Annotated in this window: 16 protein-coding genes; 9 read left to right on the forward strand and 7 right to left on the reverse strand. The window is 72.8% G+C overall.

What is annotated here, in order from left to right:
* Window positions 1-66 precede the first annotated feature (66 nt).
* Window positions 67-390, forward strand: coding sequence for a hypothetical protein (locus A5481_RS08600; protein WP_048436379.1), 324 nt, complete (start codon window positions 67-69; stop codon window positions 388-390).
* A gap of 5 nt (window positions 391-395) precedes the next feature.
* Here A5481_RS08600 and A5481_RS35690 read toward each other — a convergent pair whose 3' ends face one another.
* Window positions 396-2,528 (reverse strand): putative bifunctional diguanylate cyclase/phosphodiesterase, encoded by a 2,133-nt coding sequence (locus A5481_RS35690; RefSeq protein ID WP_048436369.1) that lies wholly within the window; start codon window positions 2,526-2,528, stop codon window positions 396-398.
* Between the two features lie 364 nt (window positions 2,529-2,892).
* A complete protein-coding gene (gene galU, locus A5481_RS08610; protein WP_048436368.1) occupies window positions 2,893-3,759 on the reverse strand; it encodes a UTP--glucose-1-phosphate uridylyltransferase GalU in 867 nt (288 codons plus the stop codon).
* Window positions 3,760-3,938: 179 nt separating this feature from the next.
* On the opposite strand from galU, the gene galE reads away from it, so the two are divergent.
* From galE to pepT, 5 genes are all read left to right on the forward strand, one after another.
* Window positions 3,939-4,931: a UDP-glucose 4-epimerase GalE gene (galE, locus tag A5481_RS08615; RefSeq protein ID WP_048436367.1), complete on the forward strand. Its 993-nt coding sequence runs from the start codon at window positions 3,939-3,941 to the stop codon at window positions 4,929-4,931.
* Between the two features lie 2 nt (window positions 4,932-4,933).
* On the forward strand, window positions 4,934-6,121 hold the full coding sequence (locus A5481_RS08620) for a lytic murein transglycosylase (RefSeq protein ID WP_048436366.1): 1,188 nt from the start codon (window positions 4,934-4,936) through the stop codon (window positions 6,119-6,121).
* A gap of 66 nt (window positions 6,122-6,187) precedes the next feature.
* Entirely contained in the window at window positions 6,188-6,985 is a 798-nt protein-coding gene (locus A5481_RS08625) for an aldolase (RefSeq protein ID WP_048436365.1), read from the forward strand.
* Between the two features lie 169 nt (window positions 6,986-7,154).
* The gene (locus A5481_RS08630) at window positions 7,155-7,775 is read left to right on the forward strand and encodes a glutathione S-transferase family protein (RefSeq protein ID WP_048436364.1); all 621 of its coding nucleotides are present in this window, start codon (window positions 7,155-7,157) and stop codon (window positions 7,773-7,775) included.
* A gap of 14 nt (window positions 7,776-7,789) precedes the next feature.
* Window positions 7,790-9,037, forward strand: coding sequence for a peptidase T (gene pepT / locus A5481_RS08635; RefSeq protein ID WP_048436363.1), 1,248 nt, complete (start codon window positions 7,790-7,792; stop codon window positions 9,035-9,037).
* Window positions 9,038-9,115: 78 nt separating this feature from the next.
* Here the strand turns inward: pepT and A5481_RS08640 are convergent, their stop codons facing one another.
* The gene (locus tag A5481_RS08640; protein ID WP_064503878.1) at window positions 9,116-9,724 is read right to left on the reverse strand and encodes a TetR/AcrR family transcriptional regulator; all 609 of its coding nucleotides are present in this window, start codon (window positions 9,722-9,724) and stop codon (window positions 9,116-9,118) included.
* Window positions 9,725-9,816: 92 nt separating this feature from the next.
* Between A5481_RS08640 and A5481_RS08645 the strand changes: the two genes are divergently transcribed.
* The gene (locus tag A5481_RS08645) at window positions 9,817-11,025 is read left to right on the forward strand and encodes an MFS transporter (protein ID WP_048435227.1); all 1,209 of its coding nucleotides are present in this window, start codon (window positions 9,817-9,819) and stop codon (window positions 11,023-11,025) included.
* Between the two features lie 7 nt (window positions 11,026-11,032).
* On the opposite strand, the gene A5481_RS08650 is transcribed toward A5481_RS08645, so the two are convergent.
* Genes A5481_RS08650 through A5481_RS08665 form a run of 4 tightly spaced genes read right to left on the reverse strand, consistent with a single transcriptional unit; the run spans window position 11,033 to window position 15,634 of the window.
* Window positions 11,033-12,016 carry a tripartite tricarboxylate transporter substrate binding protein gene (locus A5481_RS08650; protein ID WP_048435226.1) on the reverse strand — a complete coding sequence of 328 codons (984 nt, stop codon included), beginning with the start codon at window positions 12,014-12,016 and terminating at the stop codon, window positions 11,033-11,035.
* A complete protein-coding gene (locus A5481_RS08655) occupies window positions 12,013-14,106 on the reverse strand; it encodes an acetate--CoA ligase family protein (RefSeq protein ID WP_048435225.1) in 2,094 nt (697 codons plus the stop codon). Before A5481_RS08655 ends, A5481_RS08650 begins: the two co-directional genes overlap by 4 nt.
* Window positions 14,103-14,507: a Zn-ribbon domain-containing OB-fold protein gene (locus A5481_RS08660; protein WP_082173240.1), complete on the reverse strand. Its 405-nt coding sequence runs from the start codon at window positions 14,505-14,507 to the stop codon at window positions 14,103-14,105. Before A5481_RS08660 ends, A5481_RS08655 begins: the two co-directional genes overlap by 4 nt.
* The gene (locus A5481_RS08665) at window positions 14,504-15,634 is read right to left on the reverse strand and encodes a thiolase family protein (protein ID WP_048435224.1); all 1,131 of its coding nucleotides are present in this window, start codon (window positions 15,632-15,634) and stop codon (window positions 14,504-14,506) included. Before A5481_RS08665 ends, A5481_RS08660 begins: the two co-directional genes overlap by 4 nt.
* Before the next feature lie 493 nt (window positions 15,635-16,127).
* Between A5481_RS08665 and A5481_RS08670 the strand changes: the two genes are divergently transcribed.
* Both A5481_RS08670 and A5481_RS08675 read left to right on the forward strand, forming a co-directional pair.
* The gene (locus A5481_RS08670; protein WP_048435223.1) at window positions 16,128-17,090 is read left to right on the forward strand and encodes a Bug family tripartite tricarboxylate transporter substrate binding protein; all 963 of its coding nucleotides are present in this window, start codon (window positions 16,128-16,130) and stop codon (window positions 17,088-17,090) included.
* A gap of 11 nt (window positions 17,091-17,101) precedes the next feature.
* Window positions 17,102-18,451 (forward strand): acyclic terpene utilization AtuA family protein, encoded by a 1,350-nt coding sequence (locus A5481_RS08675; RefSeq protein ID WP_082173239.1) that lies wholly within the window; start codon window positions 17,102-17,104, stop codon window positions 18,449-18,451.
* Window positions 18,452-18,470 lie beyond the last annotated feature (19 nt).

An 18,470-nucleotide genomic window follows, 5' to 3' on the forward strand; every position in this document is an offset into this window, starting at 1 on the left:
GGAGAGAGGATCCCGCGCTTTATCCTTTCGCGGATGGCTCTGCCAAACAACGCCGGGAATACCTTCGTGTCCGCCGATCGCCGAAAATTCGGGTCGCCGACCCTCCTCGCCGCCCTCGCCCTCGCGACGGTCCCGACCCTCGCCCTCGCGCAAGGCCGCCCCTCGACGCTCGCCATGACCTGCGGCCAGGCGCGGGGCCTCCTCGCCGCGCAAGGGGCCGCGGTGCTCGGCACCGGCGGCTACACCTACGACCGCTTCGTGCGCGACCGCAGCTTCTGCGAGCCGACGCAGATCACCAAGAACGCCTTCGTGCCGACCCGCGACACGCCGGAATGCCTCGTCGGCTATCGCTGCATCGAGCCGGGGCGCAACTGGTTCGACGACGAGTAGCGCCGTCACGTCGCCGGTCGCGTCTCCGGGAGGAAGCGCGCCGCGAAGGCCTCCGATTCCACCGGCGGGCTGAAGAGGTAGCCCTGGCCCTCGGCGCAGCCCTTGAGACGCAGGCGGCGGAGCTGGTCCTCGGTCTCGATCCCTTCGGCGACGACGTCGAGGCCGAAGCCCTTGGCGAGCTGCAGGACCGCCCGGATCACCGGCACCTCGGGCGCATCGTTCATCTTGCGCACGAAGGAGCGGTCGATCTTCAGCCGGGTGACCGGGACCTCGTCGAGCAGGCTCAGCGAGGCGTAGCCGGTGCCGAAATCGTCGAAGGCGATGCCGATGCCGATGCCGCGCAGGGCGTGCAGGGCCGAGATGGTCGCACCCTCGCGGGTGAGCACCACGGTCTCGGTGATCTCGATCTCGAGGTTCTCCGCGCCAAGCCCGGTCTCGGCCAGGATCGCCGTCGCCACCCCGGCGATCTCGCCGGAATGCAGGCGGGTCGCGCAGGCATTCACCCCCATGCGGAAGAGCGGCCCGGTCCGCGGCAGCCAGGCGGCGGCCTGCCGGCAGGCCGTGCGCAGGACCCAGTCGTCGACCGCCACCGCGTGCCGGCTCGCCAGGAGGGCGGGCAGGAAGGCGGCCGGCTGCAGCAGGCCATGCTCCGGGTGGCGCCAGCGGATCAGCGCCTCGGCGCCGACCAGAGCCCCGTCGCGCAGGCGGAGCTGCGGCTGGTAGTGCAGCACGAACTCCTCCTGCTCCAGGGCGCGAGGGAACTCGTGCATGAAGCGCTGCCGGTCCGACACCGCTTCGCGCAGGGACGGCGTGTAGAGCCGGTGGCGGCGGCGGCCGTCGGCCTTGGCCTTGTAGAGCGCCAGGTCGGCGCAGGCGAGCAGCTCGTCGATCCCCCCGGCCTGGGCCGGCGCGAGCGCGAGGCCGACGCTCGCGCCGATCCGTACGCTGCGCTCCTGCAGCGGGAACGGCGCCGCCATCGTCGCGACGATGCGGGCGGCCACGTCGGCGCCGCGCAGCGGATCGCCGCAGCCGGGCAGCGCGATCACGAACTCGTCGCCGCCGATGCGGGCGACGACGTCGCTGCCCCGGACGCAGGCGAGGAGCCGCACGGCCGCCTCCCGCAGCACCTCGTCGCCGGCCGCGTGGCCGACGGTGTCGTTGACCTCCTTGAAGCCGTCGAGGTCGACCGCCAGGGCCGTCACCGGCCCGTCGGCCAGCATCGCCTCGAGGCGCAGGCGCAGGAGCGCCCGGTTGGCGAGCCCGGTCAGGGCGTCGCGATGGGCGAGCGCGTGCAGCGCCGCTTCGCGCTCGCGGCGCTGCGAGGCGTCGCGCAGGATGGCGCCGCGGATCGTCTCGCCACCCTCGCGCCATCGCGACAGCGAGATCTCCACCGCCCGGATCGCGCCGTCGCTGAGGCGGATCTCGGCCTCCCGGATCGCCGCCGGGGCGTCGTCGAACCACGGCGCGCGCGTGTCCGGGCCGGCCGTCAGGTCGGCGACGCCGAGCCGCAGGGCCGCGGCGGCGTCGTGGCCGAACAGGCGCTCGGCGCTGTCGTTCCAGTGCAGGATGCCGCCCTCCGCGTCGTCGTAGACGATCATCGCGTCCGGGCTGGTCTCGGCCATGTGCCGGAAGCGCATCCGCGCGCTGTCCCGGTTGGCGTGGCGCGCCCGCATCTCCAGCATCTCAAGGGCGATGCCGGCGTAGCGCGCGAGGCGCAGGCGCTCGGCCTCGGAGAAAGCGGCGCGGGGCGCGGTGTCGATGAGGCAGAAGGTACCGACGGCCTGTCCCTCGATCCGCAGCGGCACCCCGGCGTAGAACCGGATGTAGGGTGCGCCCGTGACCATCGGGTTGTCGCGCCAGAGCGGATCCTGCGCCGCGTCGAGGATCACCGCGAGCCCGTCCCCCTCGATCGTGCGGGTGCAGAACGAGGTGCAGCGCTCCGACGAGGCGACCGTGATCCCGACCTTCTCGAAGTATAATTGCCGGTCCGCATCGATCAGCGAGATGGTTGCGATCGGGACCCCGAACGCATCGGCGGCGACCCCGACAAGGCTCCGGAACGTCTCGTCGGAGCGGGCCGACAGCAGGCCGGTCCTGTCGAGAGCAGCGACTCTCTTGTCTTCCCTGGACTGAGGCATGACTGGCGTCGCCGATTCGCTCGACCGTGAGGTCAGATGACCATAGGTTCAGGGTCGATGACCGGCAAGGACGATCGCCACCAGCGTCCGGGTACAGGGCGGCGAGACAACGGGGGTTCCCGACCGCATCTGCGTCAGGTCAGGACCATCATCCTAATTCTGCACGGGATGACGTCGCCCGGGCGCGGGAGCAGGCGACGCCGGTCTCGCCATGCCCGGCGAACGGGGAGGAGGCGACGCGCGCGGTCCCGGAGGCACCTCCGCGAAGCGCTCGTCCAAAAGGTCCTCGCCCGAGGAACGGAGCCCGCATGCTCCCGGACCGGGCCGCCTCCACGCCCGGTCCGGACACGCCCGCCCGGCGGGATCAGCCCTTCGCCAGCAGCGCCTCGATCTCCTGCCTCAAGGCGTCGCGCAGTTCCGGCCGCTCCAGGCCGTAGGCGAGGTTGGCGACCAGGAAGCCGAGCTTCGAGCCGGTGTCGTAGGTCTTGCCGCGGTAGTGCATGCCGTAGAACTTCTGCGTCTCCGACAGGCGCTTCATGCCGTCGGTGAGCTGGATCTCGCCGCCCGCCCCGCGCTCGCCGCGCTCCAGGATGGAGAAGATCTCCGGTTGCAGGATGTAGCGGCCCGAGATGATGTAGTTCGACGGCGCGGTCCCCTTCGGCGGCTTCTCGACCATGCCGGTGATCTCGAAGGTGTCGCCGAATTCTTCGCCGACGCTGACGATGCCGTACTGGTGGGTCTGGTCGGGGGCGACCTCCTCGACGGCGATGATGTTGCCGCCGTGCTGCTCGTAGGCCTCGAGCATCTGCACCATGCTGCCGCGGCTGAGCATGTCGGGCAGGATCACCGCGAAGGGCTCGTCGCCGACGATCTCGCGGGCGCACCACACCGCGTGGCCGAGGCCCAGCGGCTCCTGCTGGCGGGTGAAGCTGGTCTGTCCGGCGGCCGGCAGGTCCTTCTTCAGGCCCTCGTAGGCCTCAGTCTTGCCGCGCTCCTGCAGGGTGCGGTCGAGCTCGTAGGAGATGTCGAAATGGTCCTCGATCACCGCCTTGCCGCGGCCGGTGACGAAGATGAAGTGCTCGATCCCGGCTTCCCGGGCCTCGTCGACCACGTGCTGGACCACCGGCCGGTCGACGACCGTCAGCATCTCCTTGGGCACCGCCTTGGTCGCCGGCAGGAAACGGGTGCCGAGGCCCGCGACCGGGAGGACGGCTTTGCGAATGCGTTTCATCGTGCGTGATCCAGTGAACACCAAGGAGCTGCCGGACCGCCCGGCGGGAACGGGCGCATCCGGGCGCGCGCGCCCGGCCGGCATCCTCCCTCCGTGCAGCCTTGCCACCGGACAGCTTAATTGACGCTGAAGCATTGCGGGGTATGGATCAACCCGCATCACGCCGGGGAGCGGACGGAATGGCGGTACTTGTCACGGGCGGCGCCGGCTATATCGGCAGCCACATGGTGCTCGCCCTGATCGATGCCGGTCACGACGAGGTCGTGGTCATCGACGATCTCTCGACCGGGTTCGACTGGGCGCTGCCGCCGGAAGTCACGCTGGTGCGCGGCGACGTCGCCGACCAGTCGCTCGTCGCCGAGACCGTCCGCCGGCACAAGATCGACGCGCTCGCCCACTTCGCCGCCAAGATCGTCGTGCCGGATTCGGTGGCCGATCCCCTCGGCTACTACCTCGCCAACACGGTCAAGTCGCGGGCGCTGATCGAGGCGGCGATTCATGCGGGCGTGCGCCACGTGATCTTCTCGTCGACCGCGGCCGTCTACGGCGAGCCGGCCGTGGTGCCGGTGCCCGAGGACCTGGCCCCGAACCCGATCAATCCCTACGGCCGCTCGAAGCTGATGACCGAGTGGATGCTGGAGGACGCCGCCCGCGCCCACGGCATCAGCTACGTCGTCCTGCGGTACTTCAACGTGGCGGGCGCCGATCCGCGCGGGCGCTCGGGCCAGTCGACTCCGAACGCCACCCACCTCATCAAGGTCGCGACGCAGGCGGCCCTGGGCAAGCGCGAGCGGCTGGAGGTGTTCGGCACCGATTACCCGACGCCGGACGGCTCGTGCCTGCGCGACTACATCCAGGTCTCCGACCTCGCGGCCGCCCACCTCGTGGCGTTGAACCATCTGCGCGGCGGCGGCGAGAGCCTGACCCTCAATTGCGGCTACGGCCGCGGCTACTCGGTGCTGGAAGTCATCGACGTGGTGAAGTCGGTCTCCGGCGTCGATTTCCCGGTCACGCTGTCGCCGCGCCGGCCCGGCGACCCGTCGCGGATCGTCGCCGGGGCCGACCGGATCCGGGCCGAGCTCGGCTGGGTGCCGCAGCACGACGACCTGCGCGGGATCGTCACCCAGGCCCTCGCCTGGGAAGAGGCGCTCGGCCGGCGCAACCGGATCTGACGATGAGCCTCCTGCGCCTGTCGGCGACCCGCGCCGCCCTAGCGCTCGGCGCCGTCCTGGTCCTCGCCGCGCCCGTCGGCGCCGGCGACTTCCGCGCCTTCGTCGAGGAGCTGTGGCCGGCCGCGCAAGGGCGCGGGGTCTCGCGCGCGACCTTCGACGCCGCGTTCCGGGGCGTGACGCCGGACCCGGCGGTGCTGGCGCGCCTGCGCCGCCAGGGCGAGTTCGGCCGGCCGGTCTGGGAGTACCTGACCGGAGCGGTGTCGAGCGGTCGCATCGCCCGCGGAAAGGCGGAGGCCGCGCGGCGTGCCGACACCCTGGCGAGGATCGAGGCGCGGTACGGCGTGCCCGGCCCGGTGCTCCTCGCCTTCTGGGGCATCGAATCGGATTTCGGCGCCAGCGCCGGCACGATGCCGGTCATCCGCGCGCTCGCCACCCTGGCCGAGGCGCGCCACCGCGGCGAGCTGTTTCGCGACGAGCTCCTGGCGGCGCTCGAGATCCTCGAGCACCACGACGTGAGCCCGGAGCGGATGCGCGGTTCCTGGGCCGGGGCGATGGGCCAGACCCAGTTCCTGCCCTCGGCCTACCTGCGCGCCGCGGTCGATTTCGACGGCGACGGGCGGCGCGACATCTGGGACTCGGCGCCGGACGCGCTCGCCTCGATCGCGAGCTTCCTCGCCCAGGCCGGCTGGCGGCGCGACCTGCCCTGGGGCGTCGCCGTCACCCTGCCGGCGGGGTTCGACTTCGCGCGCTACCGCGGCCCGTTTCCCGACTTCGCCCGGCGCGGGGTGCGGACCCTCGACGGCGAGGCCCTGCCGGAGGCCGGCGAGGCGAGCCTGTTCCTGCCCGGCGGCGCGAGCGGCCCGGCCTTCCTGATCACGGCGAATTTCGAGGCCATCCGGGCCTACAACACCTCGGATTCCTACGCGCTCGCGGTGGGCCACTTCTCCGACCGGATCGCCGGCGGGCCGCCGCTCTCCGCCCCCTGGCCGACCGGGCCGCGCCTCGACCAGGCCGGGCTGACCGCGCTCCAGCGCGGGCTGTCGGCAAAGGCGCTCTACGACGGCCCGTTCGACGGGCGCGCCGGCCCGCGCTTGCGCGAGGCGGTGCGGCGCTACCAGATCGCCGCCGGGCTCCCTGCGGACGGCTACGCCACCCCCGCCCTGCTGGAGCACCTGCGCGGAGGACGCTGACGGGTGGACAGGAGGGGCCGTCCGTGGCCAGGATCGGCCCGCCTCGCAGGGGAGAGACGAAGAACCATGGCTCACGCACTGGGCGCGCCGACGGCCGAGCGGATCGCGAACGGCCTCAACCAGCCCGACCTCGCCGGTCCCGAGGTGCGCCGGGCCAAGGAGGATCTGGCGGCCTGCTTCCGCATGGCGGCGCGACACGGCCTGGAAGAGGGCATCTGCAACCACTTCTCGGCGATGGTGCCGGGCTACGACGACCTGTTCATCGTCAATCCCTACGGCTACGCCTTCGCCGAGCTCACCGCCTCGACGCTCCTGGTCTGCGACTTCCACGGCAACGTCGTCTCGGGCGAGGGCCAGCCGGAGGCGACCGCCTTCTACATCCATGCCCGCCTGCACGCGCGCGTCCCGCGGGCGCGGGTGGCGTTCCACACCCACATGCCCTACGCCACGGCGCTCTCGATGACCGAGGGCGATCCCCTGATCTTCGCCGGCCAGACGTCGCTGAAGTTCTACGGCCGCACCGCCTTCGACCGGAACTACAACGGCCTCGCCCTCGATTCCACCGAGGGCGACCGCATCGCCGACAGCGTCGGCGAGGCCGACATCGTGTTCATGAAGAACCACGGCGTCATGGTGCTCGCGCCCACCGTCGCCGAGGCCTGGGACGACCTCTACTACCTCGAGCGCGCGGCCGAGGTGCAGGTGCTCGCCCTCTCGACCGGCCGCCCGGTCCTGCCGGTCGCCCCCGCCATCGCCGAGGCCGCCGCCCGCCAGATGCGCGAGGGCGACCCCGAATCGGCCCGCCTCCACCTCGCGGCGATCCGCCGGCGGCTCGACCGCGAGGAGCCGGACTACGCCGAGTGAGGGCCGCGACCATCGGGCCTTGGCGCACGAGACCTTGGCGCAAGAGGCTCTGGCGCACGAGGCTCTGGCGCACTTGGCCTGTATGCATGCCCCGGCCTCCCGCCATTCGCGGGGCCGGCTGGTCCCGGGGCAAGCGCCGACGTAGCCTCGCGTCCGGGAGGAGCGCACCATGATCCAGCTCTACGCCTGGGACACGCCGAACGCGCGCAAGATCAGCGTCGCCCTGGAGGAGATGGGGCTGACCTACCGGGTCGAGCCGGTCGACATCACCCAGGGCCGGCAGTTCCAGCCGGACTTCCTCGCCCTGAGCCCGAACAACCGCATCCCGGCGATCGTCGATTCCGAGGGGCCGGACAATGCGCCGATCTCGGTCTTCGAATCCGGCGCGATCCTGGTCTACCTCGCCGAGAAGACCGGGCTGTTCCTGCCGGCGACCGGGCGCGCCCGGGTGCAGGTGATGGAGTGGCTGATGTGGCAGATGGGCGGCTTCGGGCCGATGCCGGGCCAGGTCCACCACTTCCTCGGCGTCGACGAGGCGCAGCGCGCCTACGGGCTCGAGCGCTACCAAAAGGAGACGCGCCGGCTCTACGGCGTGCTCGACCGGCGGCTGGCGGAGGGCGAGCACGTCGCCGGCGCCCTCTCGATCGCGGATTTCGCCATCCTCGGATGGGCCTGGCGCCACGCCCGGCACCGGATCGACCTCGCCGACTTTCCCAACGTGCAGCGCTGGTACGCGGCGCTGATGGCGCGGCCGGCGGTGCAGCGCGGCTTCTCGGCGGCACTCACCTGATGCGGGACCGGATCATGCTGGACGAGACGGCCCTGCGCGCGCAACTGGTCGAGCGCTTCGTCCGCTACGTCGGGGTGGCGAGCCAGAGCGATGCCCGCGCCACCGCCCTGCCGAGCACGCCGGGCCAGCGGGCCCTCGCCGAACTCCTCGCCGCCGAGCTGCGCGGCCTGGGCCTTTCGGACGTGGTGCTCGACGACCACGCGATCCTGACCGCGCGGAAGGCCGGCACCCGGCCCGGCGCCCCGCGGATCGGCTTCGTCGCCCATCTCGACACCGTCGATGTCGGGCTCTCGCCCGAGATCCGCCCGCAGGTCCTGCGCTTCGACGGCGACGACCTGTGCCTCAACCGGGAGGCGGACATCTGGCTGCGGGTCGCCGAGCACCCGGAGATCGCGGCTTACACCGGCGAGGACGTGATCGTCGGCGACGGGACCAGCGTGCTCGGGGCCGACAACAAGGCGGCGATCGCCGTGCTGATGACCCTGCTCGCGACCCTGACGCCGGAGGATGCGCACGGCGACATCCTGGTGGCGTTCGTGCCCGACGAGGAGATCGGGCTGCGCGGCGCCAAGGCCCTCGACCTCGCGCGGTTCGCTTGCGACTTCGCCTACACGATCGATGCCTGCGCGGTCGGCGAGGTGGTGATCGAGACCTTCAACGCGGCGGGCGCCGAGATCGTCTTCACCGGGGTCAGCGCCCACCCGATGTCGGCCAAGGGCGTGATGGTGAACCCGCTCCTGATGGCGCACGACTTCATCGGCCGGTTCGACCGGGCCGAAACGCCGGAGAACACCGACGGGCGCGAGGGCTACGTCTGGTTCAACGGCCTCCAGGCCCATGCCGGCGAGGCCCGCCTGCAGGCGATGATCCGCGACTTCGACCGCACCCGCTTCGCCGACCGCAAGGCGCGCCTGCACGCGGTGGCCGGGGAGATCGCCGCGCTCTACCCGACCGGCCGGGTGGAATGCCGGATCACCGACACCTACGCCAACATCCACGACAGCCTCGGCGGCGACACCCGCCCGGTCGACCTCTTGTTCGCGGCGCTCGACGCGGAGGGCATCGCCCCCAGGGTGATCCCGATGCGCGGCGGCACCGACGGCGCCGCCCTCTCGGCCCGCGGCCTGCCGACGCCGAACTACTTCACCGGGGCCAGCAACTTCCACTCGCGGTTCGAGTTCCTGCCGGTGCCGGCCTTCGCGGCGTCGTGGCGGGTGACGCGGCGGATCTGCGGGCTGGCGGCGGAATCGGGGCGGACCTAAGCGACAATCCGCTCCCCCCCGTCCCGGACGACTGCAACGAAGCGGACGGAGATCCGGCACAGGGGAGCCGTCCGGTTTTCAGCCCGCATCCGTTCGACGCGACCCCGAGACACGTCCTCGAGCGCCCCCCCGCTCCACCGCCGCGAAGGCGCACGCCACCAGCCCCCCGACCTGCTCCGGCCCCAGCGCCTCGTCGAACAGGATCCGGAACAGGATCGGGGCGATGACCCGGTCGAGCACCGCGTCGATGTCCGGGAACGCCTCGCCCCGCGCCGCGGCGCGGCGCGCGATGACGGCGATCTGCTGGCGGGCGTAGCTGCAGCAGCGCCGGGGGCCGGCGGCGCCCTCGGCGGCGAGCACGTCGCGGATCATCTCGCGGCCGATCCCCGAGGACATCTCCTCGGCGTATTGCTCGGCCCAGGCCAGGAGGTCGCCGCGGCCGCCGCCGGTCTCGACCGGCACCATGTCCGGGCGCAGCCGCTCGACCGCGACGTCGGCGAGAAGCTCGCCCAGCTCGCCCCAGCGCCGGTAGATCGTCGAGGGCGTGACGCCGGCCTCCTGGGCGATCAGCGGGATCGTGACCTCGGCGCGATCCATCCGGGCGAGCAGCGCCCGCGTCGCGCGGTGAACCGAGGCCTGGACCCGCGCGCTGCGCCCGCCCGGACGCGGTCCCTCCCTGTCGGCCATCGTTTCCCGTCCTCCAAACGCAAATAATTTGCTTTTAGCGCCCCGCGGCGCTAGATCCTTAACGCAACGGATTTGCTTTAAGGGCCACGACTATGCGCGAAGGTCAAGGATCCCGGCAGCAGGCGGCTCGACGAATCGACCCGCTCGCCTTCCATGCCGTGACGCTCGGCGCGTTCTTCGCCGCCGCGGCGGCGCCGACGCCGCTCTACCGGATCTACCAGGAGACCCTGGCGCTCTCGCCCGCCTTCGTCACCCTGGTCTTCGCGGTCTACGCGGTGGCGCTCCTGAAGGCGTTGCTCGTCACGGGCTCGCTCTCGGACCATCTCGGGCGCCGGCCGGTGATCGCCGGGGCGCTGGCGCTCGAGGCGGCCGCCATGGGGTTGTTCCTGCTCGTCGGGCACGGCGCCGCCTGGCTCATCGTCGCCCGGATCGTGCAGGGCCTCGCCACCGGCATCGCCGCCGCCTCGCTCGGCGCGGCCCTCGTCGACGTCGACCGCAACCGCGGGCCGATCGTCAACGCGGTGGCGCCGCTCGCCGGCATGGCGCTCGGGGCGCTCGGCACCAGTGCGCTGATCCAGTACGCGCCGCTGCCGCTCCACCTCGTCTACGGCCTCCTGCTCGTCACCTTCGCCGGGCTGGCGCTCGCCGTCCGCCTCATCCCCGAGAGCGTCGCGCGGCGGCCCGGGGCGCTCGCGGCGATGAAGCCCCGAATGGCCGTCCCGGCCCGGATCCGGCGGCCGCTGGCGCTGATGACGCCGATCAACCTCGCCAACTGGACGCTGGGCGGCTTCTATCTCTCGCTGGTGCCCTCGGTCGTGGCGGCGGCCACCGGCAGCCGCGCGCCGCTCACCGGCGGGGCCGTCGTCACCGCGCTGATGGTGGCGGGCGCCGTCTCGGTGCTCCTGCGCCGCACGCTGGCGCCGCGGGACAACCTGACCTTCGGGGTGCTCGCCACGGCGTTCGGCGTCGTCCTGGTGGTCGCCGGCATCCATCTCGCCAGCGTGCCGGTCCTGATCCTCGGCACCCTCGTCACCGGCGGCGGCTTCGGCGCCAGCTTCCTCGGCTGCCTCGGCACGATCATGCCGCTCGCCGAGCCCGACGAGCGCGCCGGCCTGCTGGCCGCCTTCTACGTCCAGAGCTACCTCGCCTTCAGCCTGCCGGCGGTCGGCGCCGGCCTCTTGGCCCGCAGCCTCGGCTACGCCGCCACCGCCGACCTCTACGCCGCGGCGATCCTGGCGGTCAGCCTCGGCGGGCTCGCGGTGATGCGGGCGCGCTCGGGCCGGGGGCTGGCGGCGGCGTAGGGAGAACTCAGTCCAGCGTCGTCCCCGACTGCTTCACCACCGCGCCCCACTTGGCGATCTCGTCGGCCATGAAGGCCCCGAAGGCGTCGGGCGCGAGGGGGCGGGAGGTGGCGCCGAGGCCGGCGAACTTCGCCGCCACCGCGGGCTCCTGCATCGCCCGCACGGTCTCGGCGTTGAGGCGCGCGACGATCTCCGGCGGGGTGCCCTTCGGGGCGACGAGGCCGTTCCACGCGATGGCGACGTAGCCCGGCAGGGCGGCCTCGGCGATGGTCGGAACATCCTTGGCCAGCGGCAGCCGCTCGGCCGAGGTGATGCCGAGCGCCCGCACCCGGCCGCCCTCGACATGGGCGAGCACCGACTGGGTGGTGTCGAACATCAGGTCGCAGCGCCCGGCGATGACGTCGGTGATCGCCGGGGCGCTGCCGCGATAGGGGATGTGGGTGAGCTTGATCCCCGCCATCGAGGCGAACAGCTCGGCGGCGAGATGGGTCGACTGGCCGATGCCCGACGAGGCGTAGTTCAGGGCGCCGGGCTTCGCCTTGGCGAGCGCGATCAGCTCGGCGACCGAGCGCGGCGCGGATTGCGCCGGCACCACCAGCACCAGCGGGTTCTCGGTCAGCAGGGCCACCGGCGCGAAGCTCTTGATCGTGTCGTAGGCGAGCTTGCGGAACAGCGTCATGTTGATGGCGTGCGCCGTGGTGGCGATGCCCAGCGTGTGCCCGTCGGCGGCGGCGCGGGCGACGACCTCGAGGCCGAGATTGCCGCCGGCGCCGGGCCGGTTGTCGATCACCAGCGGCTGGCCGAGCGCCTGCGACAGCCGCTCGCCGACGATCCGCGCGGTGATGTCGGTCGAGCCGCCGGGCGGATAGGGCACCACCACGCCGATCGGCCGGGCCGGCCAGGCGGCGGCGCGGGCCGGGCGGGCTCCGAGGGCAGAGGTCCCCGCAAGGGTCCCCGCAAGCCCGGCGACGACGTCACGGCGGCGGATCACGGCACGCTCCCTTCCACGAACACGACGGCGTCGAGCGCCAGGCACTCGCCCGGCTCGCTGCCGACCAGCATCGGGTTGACGTCGAGGCTGGCGATGCCGGGCTCGCTCGTCATCAGCCGGCCCACCGCCACCGCGGCGGCGAGGTAGGGCTGGATCGCGAGCGGCGCCTCGCCGCGCACGCCGTCGATCAGCGGGGCGAGGCGCAGGCGCCCGAGCGCCCGGGCCACGTCGGCCTCCGCGAAGGGCGGCAGCAGCAGGGCGACGTCCGGCATCGCCTCGACGTACTTGCCCCCCTCCCCCACCACCACGACCGGGCCGAAGAACGGGTCGCGATGCGCGCCGAGCACCCATTCGCGCCGGCCCCGCGCCATCGCGGCGACGATCACGCCGGACGCGGCGTGGCCGGCCTCCTCCAGGGCCGCCCGGCAGGCTGCGAAGGCGGTCCGGACCGCCTCCGCCCCGCGCACCCCGAGATGCACGAGGCCGAGCTCGCTCTTGTGCGCCACCTCGGCCGAGCAGCCCTTGACCGCGACCGGTCCGCCGATCGCGTCCGCTGCCGCCACCGCCTCCTCGGCCGTGCGGCAGAGGCGGTGGCGCACCACCGGCAGGCCGGCGCGGGCGAGGCGGTCCAGGCTCTCGGCCTCGTCGAGGAGGCGCGGCGGAGCCTTCGCCGGAGGCGGCGGGGCCGGATGGGGCGGGCGCCCCGCGGCCTCGCGGATGCGCTCGTGATGGGCGATGAACTGGTAGAGGGCGCGGACCGCCTCGCCCTCGCCGGAAAAGACCGGCAGGCCGCGGGAGCGGAACGGCGCGGCGACGATCGCCTGGGGGGCGACGATCACCACGGGCTTTCCCGTGGCCTGCGCGAAGGCGGCGGTGTCGCGGCCGAAATCGTCGACCGCGTAGGCCCGCCCCGCCACCGGCACCCCGACCAGGAAGGCGTCGGCGCTCGGGTCCTCGGCGATCACCGGCAGGATCTGGCTGAACAGGGCGGAGTTCGTCATCAGGGCCGCGGTGATGTCGACCGGGTTGCGGGTCGCGGCGAAGCTCGGGAGGATCGCCCGCAGGCGGCCTTGCGTGCCCTCCTCCAGCGGCGCGAGGTCGAGTCCCGCCTGCGAGGCGGCGTCGGCCGCCATCACGCAGGTCGCGCCCGAATTGCTGATCGCCACCATCCGGCGCCCCTCCGGCCGCCAGCCCTTCAGGTACAGCTCGGCCGCCGCGACGAGGTCGGTGGTGTCCCGCGCCCGCCAGATCCCGTGCCGCTCCAGGAAGGCGTCGACGAGGCGGTCCTCGTTGGCGAGCGCGCCGGTATGGGATTGGGCCGCCGCCTGGCCCGCGGCGGTGCGGCCGGACTTCAGCGCCACGATCGGCAGCCCGCGGTCGCGGGCGATCGCCGCGGCCTCGGCGAGGTGGTGGGGATCGGGGATGCTCTCGAGGTAGAGGAGCAGGAGCTTCAGGGCCGGATCGGCCGCCACCGCGGCGGCGAGCTCGCACACCGTCACGTCGGCGTCGTTGCCGGTGGCGTGGGTGTGGCGCACGCCGATGCCGCGGGCACGCAGCAGCCCGTAGGGCACGACGCTCATCGCCCCGCTCTGGCTGACGATGCCGACCGGCCCGTCCTGCGGCGGCGCCTCCAGGAACATGCTGGAGAAGCTCGCCACCGCGCCGGTGCCGAAATTGGCCAGCCCCTGCGAGTTCGGGCCGATCATCCTGAGGCCGCGGGCCCGAGCGCGGGCCACCATCGCCCGCTCGGCGGCCTTCGCCGCCGGGTCCGCGGTCTCGCCGAAGCCCGAGGCCATCATGATCGCGACCTTGACGCCGATCTCGGCGCATTCGTCGAGGGCCGCCACCGCCGCCTCGCCCGGCACCGCGATGATCGCGAGGTCGGGCGCCCGCGACAGGCCTGAGAGCCGCGGCACCGTGCGCCGGCCCTGGACCTCGTCGCGCCGCGGGTTGACCGGCCAGACCTCGCCGCGAAAGCCGAACTGCGACAGGTAGAGCAGCGGCCGTCCGCCGATCTTGTCGGGATTCTCGGAGGCGCCGATCACCGCGATCGAGCCCGGATCGAGGGCGGCCTGGAGGCTCGACGTCATGACAGGTCCTCCGGGGTGACGAACGGGACGAGGCCGGCCCCGAAGGCGCGGAACGTCGTGCGGACGGGGGCGCCGATCGCGACGCCCTCGGCGGGGCAATGCGCCATGAAGCGGAAGCCCTCCTCGGCATCGACCAGCGCGATGCCGTAGGGCGCGAAGGCCTGGAGGTCCGGCGAGGGTGCGCGGGCCACCGCCGTGACGGCGTAGACCGTGCCGCGGCCCGAGGCCGGTTCCACCGCCAGATCCTCGCCGCCGCAGGCCGGGCAGAACGGGCGGCGGAGATACTGGACGTGGCCGCAGGCCCGGCAGCGGGCGAGCGCCAAGCCTGCCGAGCCCTTGCCCGCCGGGCCCTTGCCCGCCGAGCTCTGGGTCCAGTCCGGGGGATCGCCGTCCGGTCTCATCGGCCGTTCTCCAGGACGAGGCTGACATGGGAGGAGAGCACGCCGCCGTCGCCGTGGAGCAGCGCCAGCGGCGGGGGTGCGACCTGCCGCGCTCCGGCCTGCCCGCGCATCTGCCGCACGGTCTCGGCGAGGTGGGCCATGGCGCCGCCGACGCCGCAATGCCCGTAGCTGAGGAGGCCGCCATGGGTGTTGAGCGGCATCGCGCCGCCGGCCGAGAAATGCCCCTCGCGGGCGAGCCGCCCGGCCGCGCCCCGCGGCGCGAGGCCGATCTCCTCCAGGAGAATCGCCAGCGTGATGGTGAAGCTGTCGTAGATCGCCGCGTAGCGGATGTCGGGCAGCGCGACGCCGGCCTGCGCCAGCGCCCGGGCGGCGCTGTCGCCGGCCCCGAAGGACGTGAGCGAGGGCGCGGCGCTGACGTGCTGGTGGGTGTGGGCCTGCGCCGCCCCGCGAATGCTCGGTCCGGGCCGGGCCGGATCGGCGCGCTCGATCACGAAGGCGGCGCCGCCATCCGAGACCGGACAGCAATCGAGCAGGCGCAAGGGCGCGGCGATCGGCTTCGAGTCCCGCACTGTCGCGGCGGTGATCGGCTCGGTCAGGTGGGCGCCGGGCGTGCGGGCGGCGTTCATCCGCATCAGCACCGCCAGCTCGGCGATGTCGGCGATGCCGTGCTCGTGGGCGTAGCGCGAGGCGACGAGGCCGTAATAAGCGGGGATCGTCGGCCCGAGCGGCACCTCGTAGGTCGGGTGGCCGACCTGGGCCAGGGTCTGGATCGCGGCGTCGCGGGACTGGCCCGACAGCCGGTTCTCGCCCGCCACCACCAGGATCCGCCGCGCCGCGCCCGATTCGACGAGGAGGTGCGCCAGCATCACCAGGGCGAAGCCCGTGGCGCCGCCGAGCTGCACCGCGTGGGCGTACGTCGGATGCAGGCCGAAATGCTCGGCGAACACCGTCGAGAGCATCAGGTGCGGGTGCGTGGTCGAGTAGCCGGTGATCAGCCCGTCGATCTCGCGCCGCTCCAGCCCGGCATCACTCAGCGCCGCGGCGGCGGCACGGCTCATCAGGTCGAGGGTGGAGAGGCCGGGCAGGCGCCCGAACGGCGTGAGGCCGATGCCGGTGACGCGGCTCATCGGGCGCCCGCCCGGGATGTCGTCCCACTCGCGACCTCGTCCTGAGGTGCTGCGGCCTGCAGCAGCCTCGAAGGAGGGCTCGAGGAACCTCGCAACCTCGAAGGATGAGGTCGTGGGCGGGACAAGAACGCTCGTGCGATGCCGTCCCGGCGATCCGGACCGGCACTGGACCTTCGACGCTGCTTCACCGCCGCAGGACGAGCGGGCGCCGCATGGCAGGCCGCATGGCAGCAAGCAGGCGCAAGTTTCCGCGTGGCGGAACAAGGCATCGGGCATCCTCCCGGAGCCGGGTCGTCTCGGCGGAACCGGCGACCTCTCCTCGGTCTCTCCGAAGATGGTTGCCTTCCGGCGAATAGCCTGTCAACACTGTTCCATGCCGGGTAACGATCATGGTCGTGTCCCGGCGGGGAGTGTCGAGATCGACCGCAATAGTTCTGCTGGACGGAACTTACCCGTCAAGGGCGGCGGTCTCGGGAACGTCTTGTGAGGCGCCATGCACCGTCGGCTGTGCCTGGGTGTGCTCGCGTCGCTGGCCCTGGCGGGGCCGGCGCGCGCGGCCTATCCCGACCGGATCATCCGCATCGTCGTCCCGTTCCCGCCGGGCGGGACCACCGACATCCTGGCGCGCCTCGTCGCCGACCGGCTCGACAAGTGCTTCGGCCAGCACGCGATCATCGACAACCGGCCCGGCGCGTCGGGCAATATCGGCACCAAGGCGGTCGCGGGCGCCGCGCCCGACGGCTACACGCTGGTGATGGCGACGGTGAACACCCACGGCATCAACGCCGCGGTGTTCAAGAGCCTGCCCTACGATCCCGTCCGCGACTTCGCCCCGGTCACGGTCGTCGCCTCGACGCCGAACGTGCTGCTCGTCAACCCGGCCTCCGGCATCGCCGACCTCGCCGGGCTGATCCGCCTCGCCAGGGAGAAGCCCGGGGCGCTCGCCTTCGGCTCGACCTCGACCGGCGGCTCGCCGCACATGTCGGGCGAGCTCCTGAAGGTGATGGCGGGGATCGACATGACCCACGTCCCCTACCGGGGCGGCGGGCCGATGCTGAACGACCTCATCGCCGGCCATATCAGGATCGGCTTCGACAACCTGCCCTCGGCGATCGGGCACGTGCGGGCCGGGACCCTGCGGGCGCTCGCCGTCACCACCGCCGAGCGTTTTCCGACGCTGCCCGACGTGCCGACCATGGCGGAGGCCGGGGTGCCGGGCTTCGACGTGCCGGCCTGGTTCGGCCTGCTGGCGCCGGCCGGCACCCCGCGCCCGGTCGTCGACCTGCTGCACTCGCGCATCGCCGCGGTGCTCGCCGAGCCCGAGACGCGGGCGCGGCTCCTGGAACTCGGGGCGGTGCCGGGCGGGATGAGCCCGGACGCCTTCGGCGAGACCGTGCGGCGCGAGGTGGCCCGCTGGCCGGCGGTCGTCGCCCGGACCGGCGTTCAGGTGGAATGAGGACGCGCGCGATGGCATTGCGGATCGGATCGGGCTCGGCCTGGTGGGGCGACCGGCTGGAGCCGGCGAAGACCAACGCCGACGAGGGCGACCTCGACTATCTCTGCTTCGAGACCATGGCGGAGGCGACGATCTCCGCCGCCCAGGTGCGCAAGCGCCGCGACCCGTCCTTCCCGGGCTACGACACCTACCTCGACGACCGGATGCAGCGGGTGCTGCCCGGCTGCCTCCGGCGCGGCACGAAGATCATCAGCAACCAGGGCTGGATCAACCCGGAGGGCGCGGCCGAGCGCATCGTCCACTGGCTGCGGGAATGCGGCGCGCCCAAGGGCACCAAGGTCGCGGCGGTCTCCGGCAGCCTGATCACCGACCGCGTCCTCGCCCTCACCGACACGCTGATGGAGGACGGGCGGCCGAGCGCCGCCCTCGACGGCGCGATCGTCTCGGCCGAGGCCTACATGGGCGCCGAGCCGATCGTCCAGGCCCTGCGCGAGGGCGCGAGGATCGTCGTCACCGGCCGCGTCGCCGACCCGTCGATCTTCATGGCGCCGATGATGCACGAATTCGGCTGGGACGCCCTCGACCATGCCCGGCTCGGGCCCGGCAGCGGCATCGGCCACGTGCTCGAATGCGGCGCGCAAGTCACCGGCGGCTATTTCTGCGATCCCGGCTTCAAGGACGTGCCCGACCCCTGGGACCTCGCCTTCCCGATCGCCGAGGTCGAGAGCGACGGCTCGGCGGTCATCACCAAGGTGCGGAACACCGGCGGGGCGGTGACGATCCGCACCCTCAAGGAGCAGCTGTTCTACGAGGTGCACGACCCGGGGAACTACATCACCCCCGACGTGGTGGTGGACTTCACCACGACCGAGCTGGAGGAGGTCGGCCCCGACCGGGTGCGGGTCTCGCGCATCGCCGGCAAGCCGCGCACCCCCACCCTCAAGGTCTCGATCGCCTGCCAGGAAGGCTTCATCGGCGAGGACATGTTCTTCTATGCCGGGCCGGGCGCCCTGCGGCGGGCGGAACTCGCCAGGCGCATCCTGGAGGAGCGCTTCCGGATCGTCGGCCTCCAGGCCGAGGAGCTCCGCATCGACTTCGTCGGCCTCAACGCGATCCACGGCGGCACCGTGTCGAAGGGGCCGGAGCCCTACGAGATCGCCGTGCGGGTCGCGGCGCGCACGAAGACCCGCGAGGAGGCCCTGAAGGTCGGCCGCGAGGTCGACGGCATGGCGGTGTCGGGCGTCGGCATGACCGGCAAGCGCGTGCCGCACCAGGACCGCACCCGCGAGGTCATCGGCGTCTGGTCGTCGCTGGTGCCGCGCGAGGCCCTGCGCCCGACCATCACCGTCTACGAGAGCTGATCCCGACGGGAGCCGATTC

Source organism: Methylobacterium platani (assembly GCF_001653715.1).
In the GTDB taxonomy this organism is placed as follows: Bacteria; Pseudomonadota; Alphaproteobacteria; order Rhizobiales; family Beijerinckiaceae; genus Methylobacterium; species Methylobacterium platani.

Excerpts from the sequence above, each read along its gene's own strand:
- pepT (WP_048436363.1), top strand. The coding sequence starts at position 7,790 with ATGCTGGACGAGACGGCCCTGCGCGCGCAACTGGTCGAGCGCTTCGTC.
- A5481_RS35690 (WP_048436369.1), bottom strand. The coding sequence starts at position 2,528 with ATGCCTCAGTCCAGGGAAGACAAGAGAGTCGCTGCTCTCGACAGGACC.
- A5481_RS08655 (WP_048435225.1), bottom strand. The coding sequence starts at position 14,106 with ATGACGTCGAGCCTCCAGGCCGCCCTCGATCCGGGCTCGATCGCGGTG.
- A5481_RS08640 (WP_064503878.1), bottom strand. The coding sequence starts at position 9,724 with ATGGCCGACAGGGAGGGACCGCGTCCGGGCGGGCGCAGCGCGCGGGTC.
- A5481_RS08645 (WP_048435227.1), top strand. The coding sequence starts at position 9,817 with ATGCGCGAAGGTCAAGGATCCCGGCAGCAGGCGGCTCGACGAATCGAC.
- A5481_RS08665 (WP_048435224.1), bottom strand. The coding sequence starts at position 15,634 with ATGAGCCGCGTCACCGGCATCGGCCTCACGCCGTTCGGGCGCCTGCCC.
- A5481_RS08625 (WP_048436365.1), top strand. The coding sequence starts at position 6,188 with ATGGCTCACGCACTGGGCGCGCCGACGGCCGAGCGGATCGCGAACGGC.
- A5481_RS08660 (WP_082173240.1), bottom strand. The coding sequence starts at position 14,507 with ATGAGACCGGACGGCGATCCCCCGGACTGGACCCAGAGCTCGGCGGGC.
- A5481_RS08630 (WP_048436364.1), top strand. The coding sequence starts at position 7,155 with ATGATCCAGCTCTACGCCTGGGACACGCCGAACGCGCGCAAGATCAGC.
- A5481_RS08670 (WP_048435223.1), top strand. The coding sequence starts at position 16,128 with ATGCACCGTCGGCTGTGCCTGGGTGTGCTCGCGTCGCTGGCCCTGGCG.
- galE (WP_048436367.1), top strand. The coding sequence starts at position 3,939 with ATGGCGGTACTTGTCACGGGCGGCGCCGGCTATATCGGCAGCCACATG.
- galU (WP_048436368.1), bottom strand. The coding sequence starts at position 3,759 with ATGAAACGCATTCGCAAAGCCGTCCTCCCGGTCGCGGGCCTCGGCACC.
- A5481_RS08620 (WP_048436366.1), top strand. The coding sequence starts at position 4,934 with ATGAGCCTCCTGCGCCTGTCGGCGACCCGCGCCGCCCTAGCGCTCGGC.
- A5481_RS08675 (WP_082173239.1), top strand. The coding sequence starts at position 17,102 with ATGGCATTGCGGATCGGATCGGGCTCGGCCTGGTGGGGCGACCGGCTG.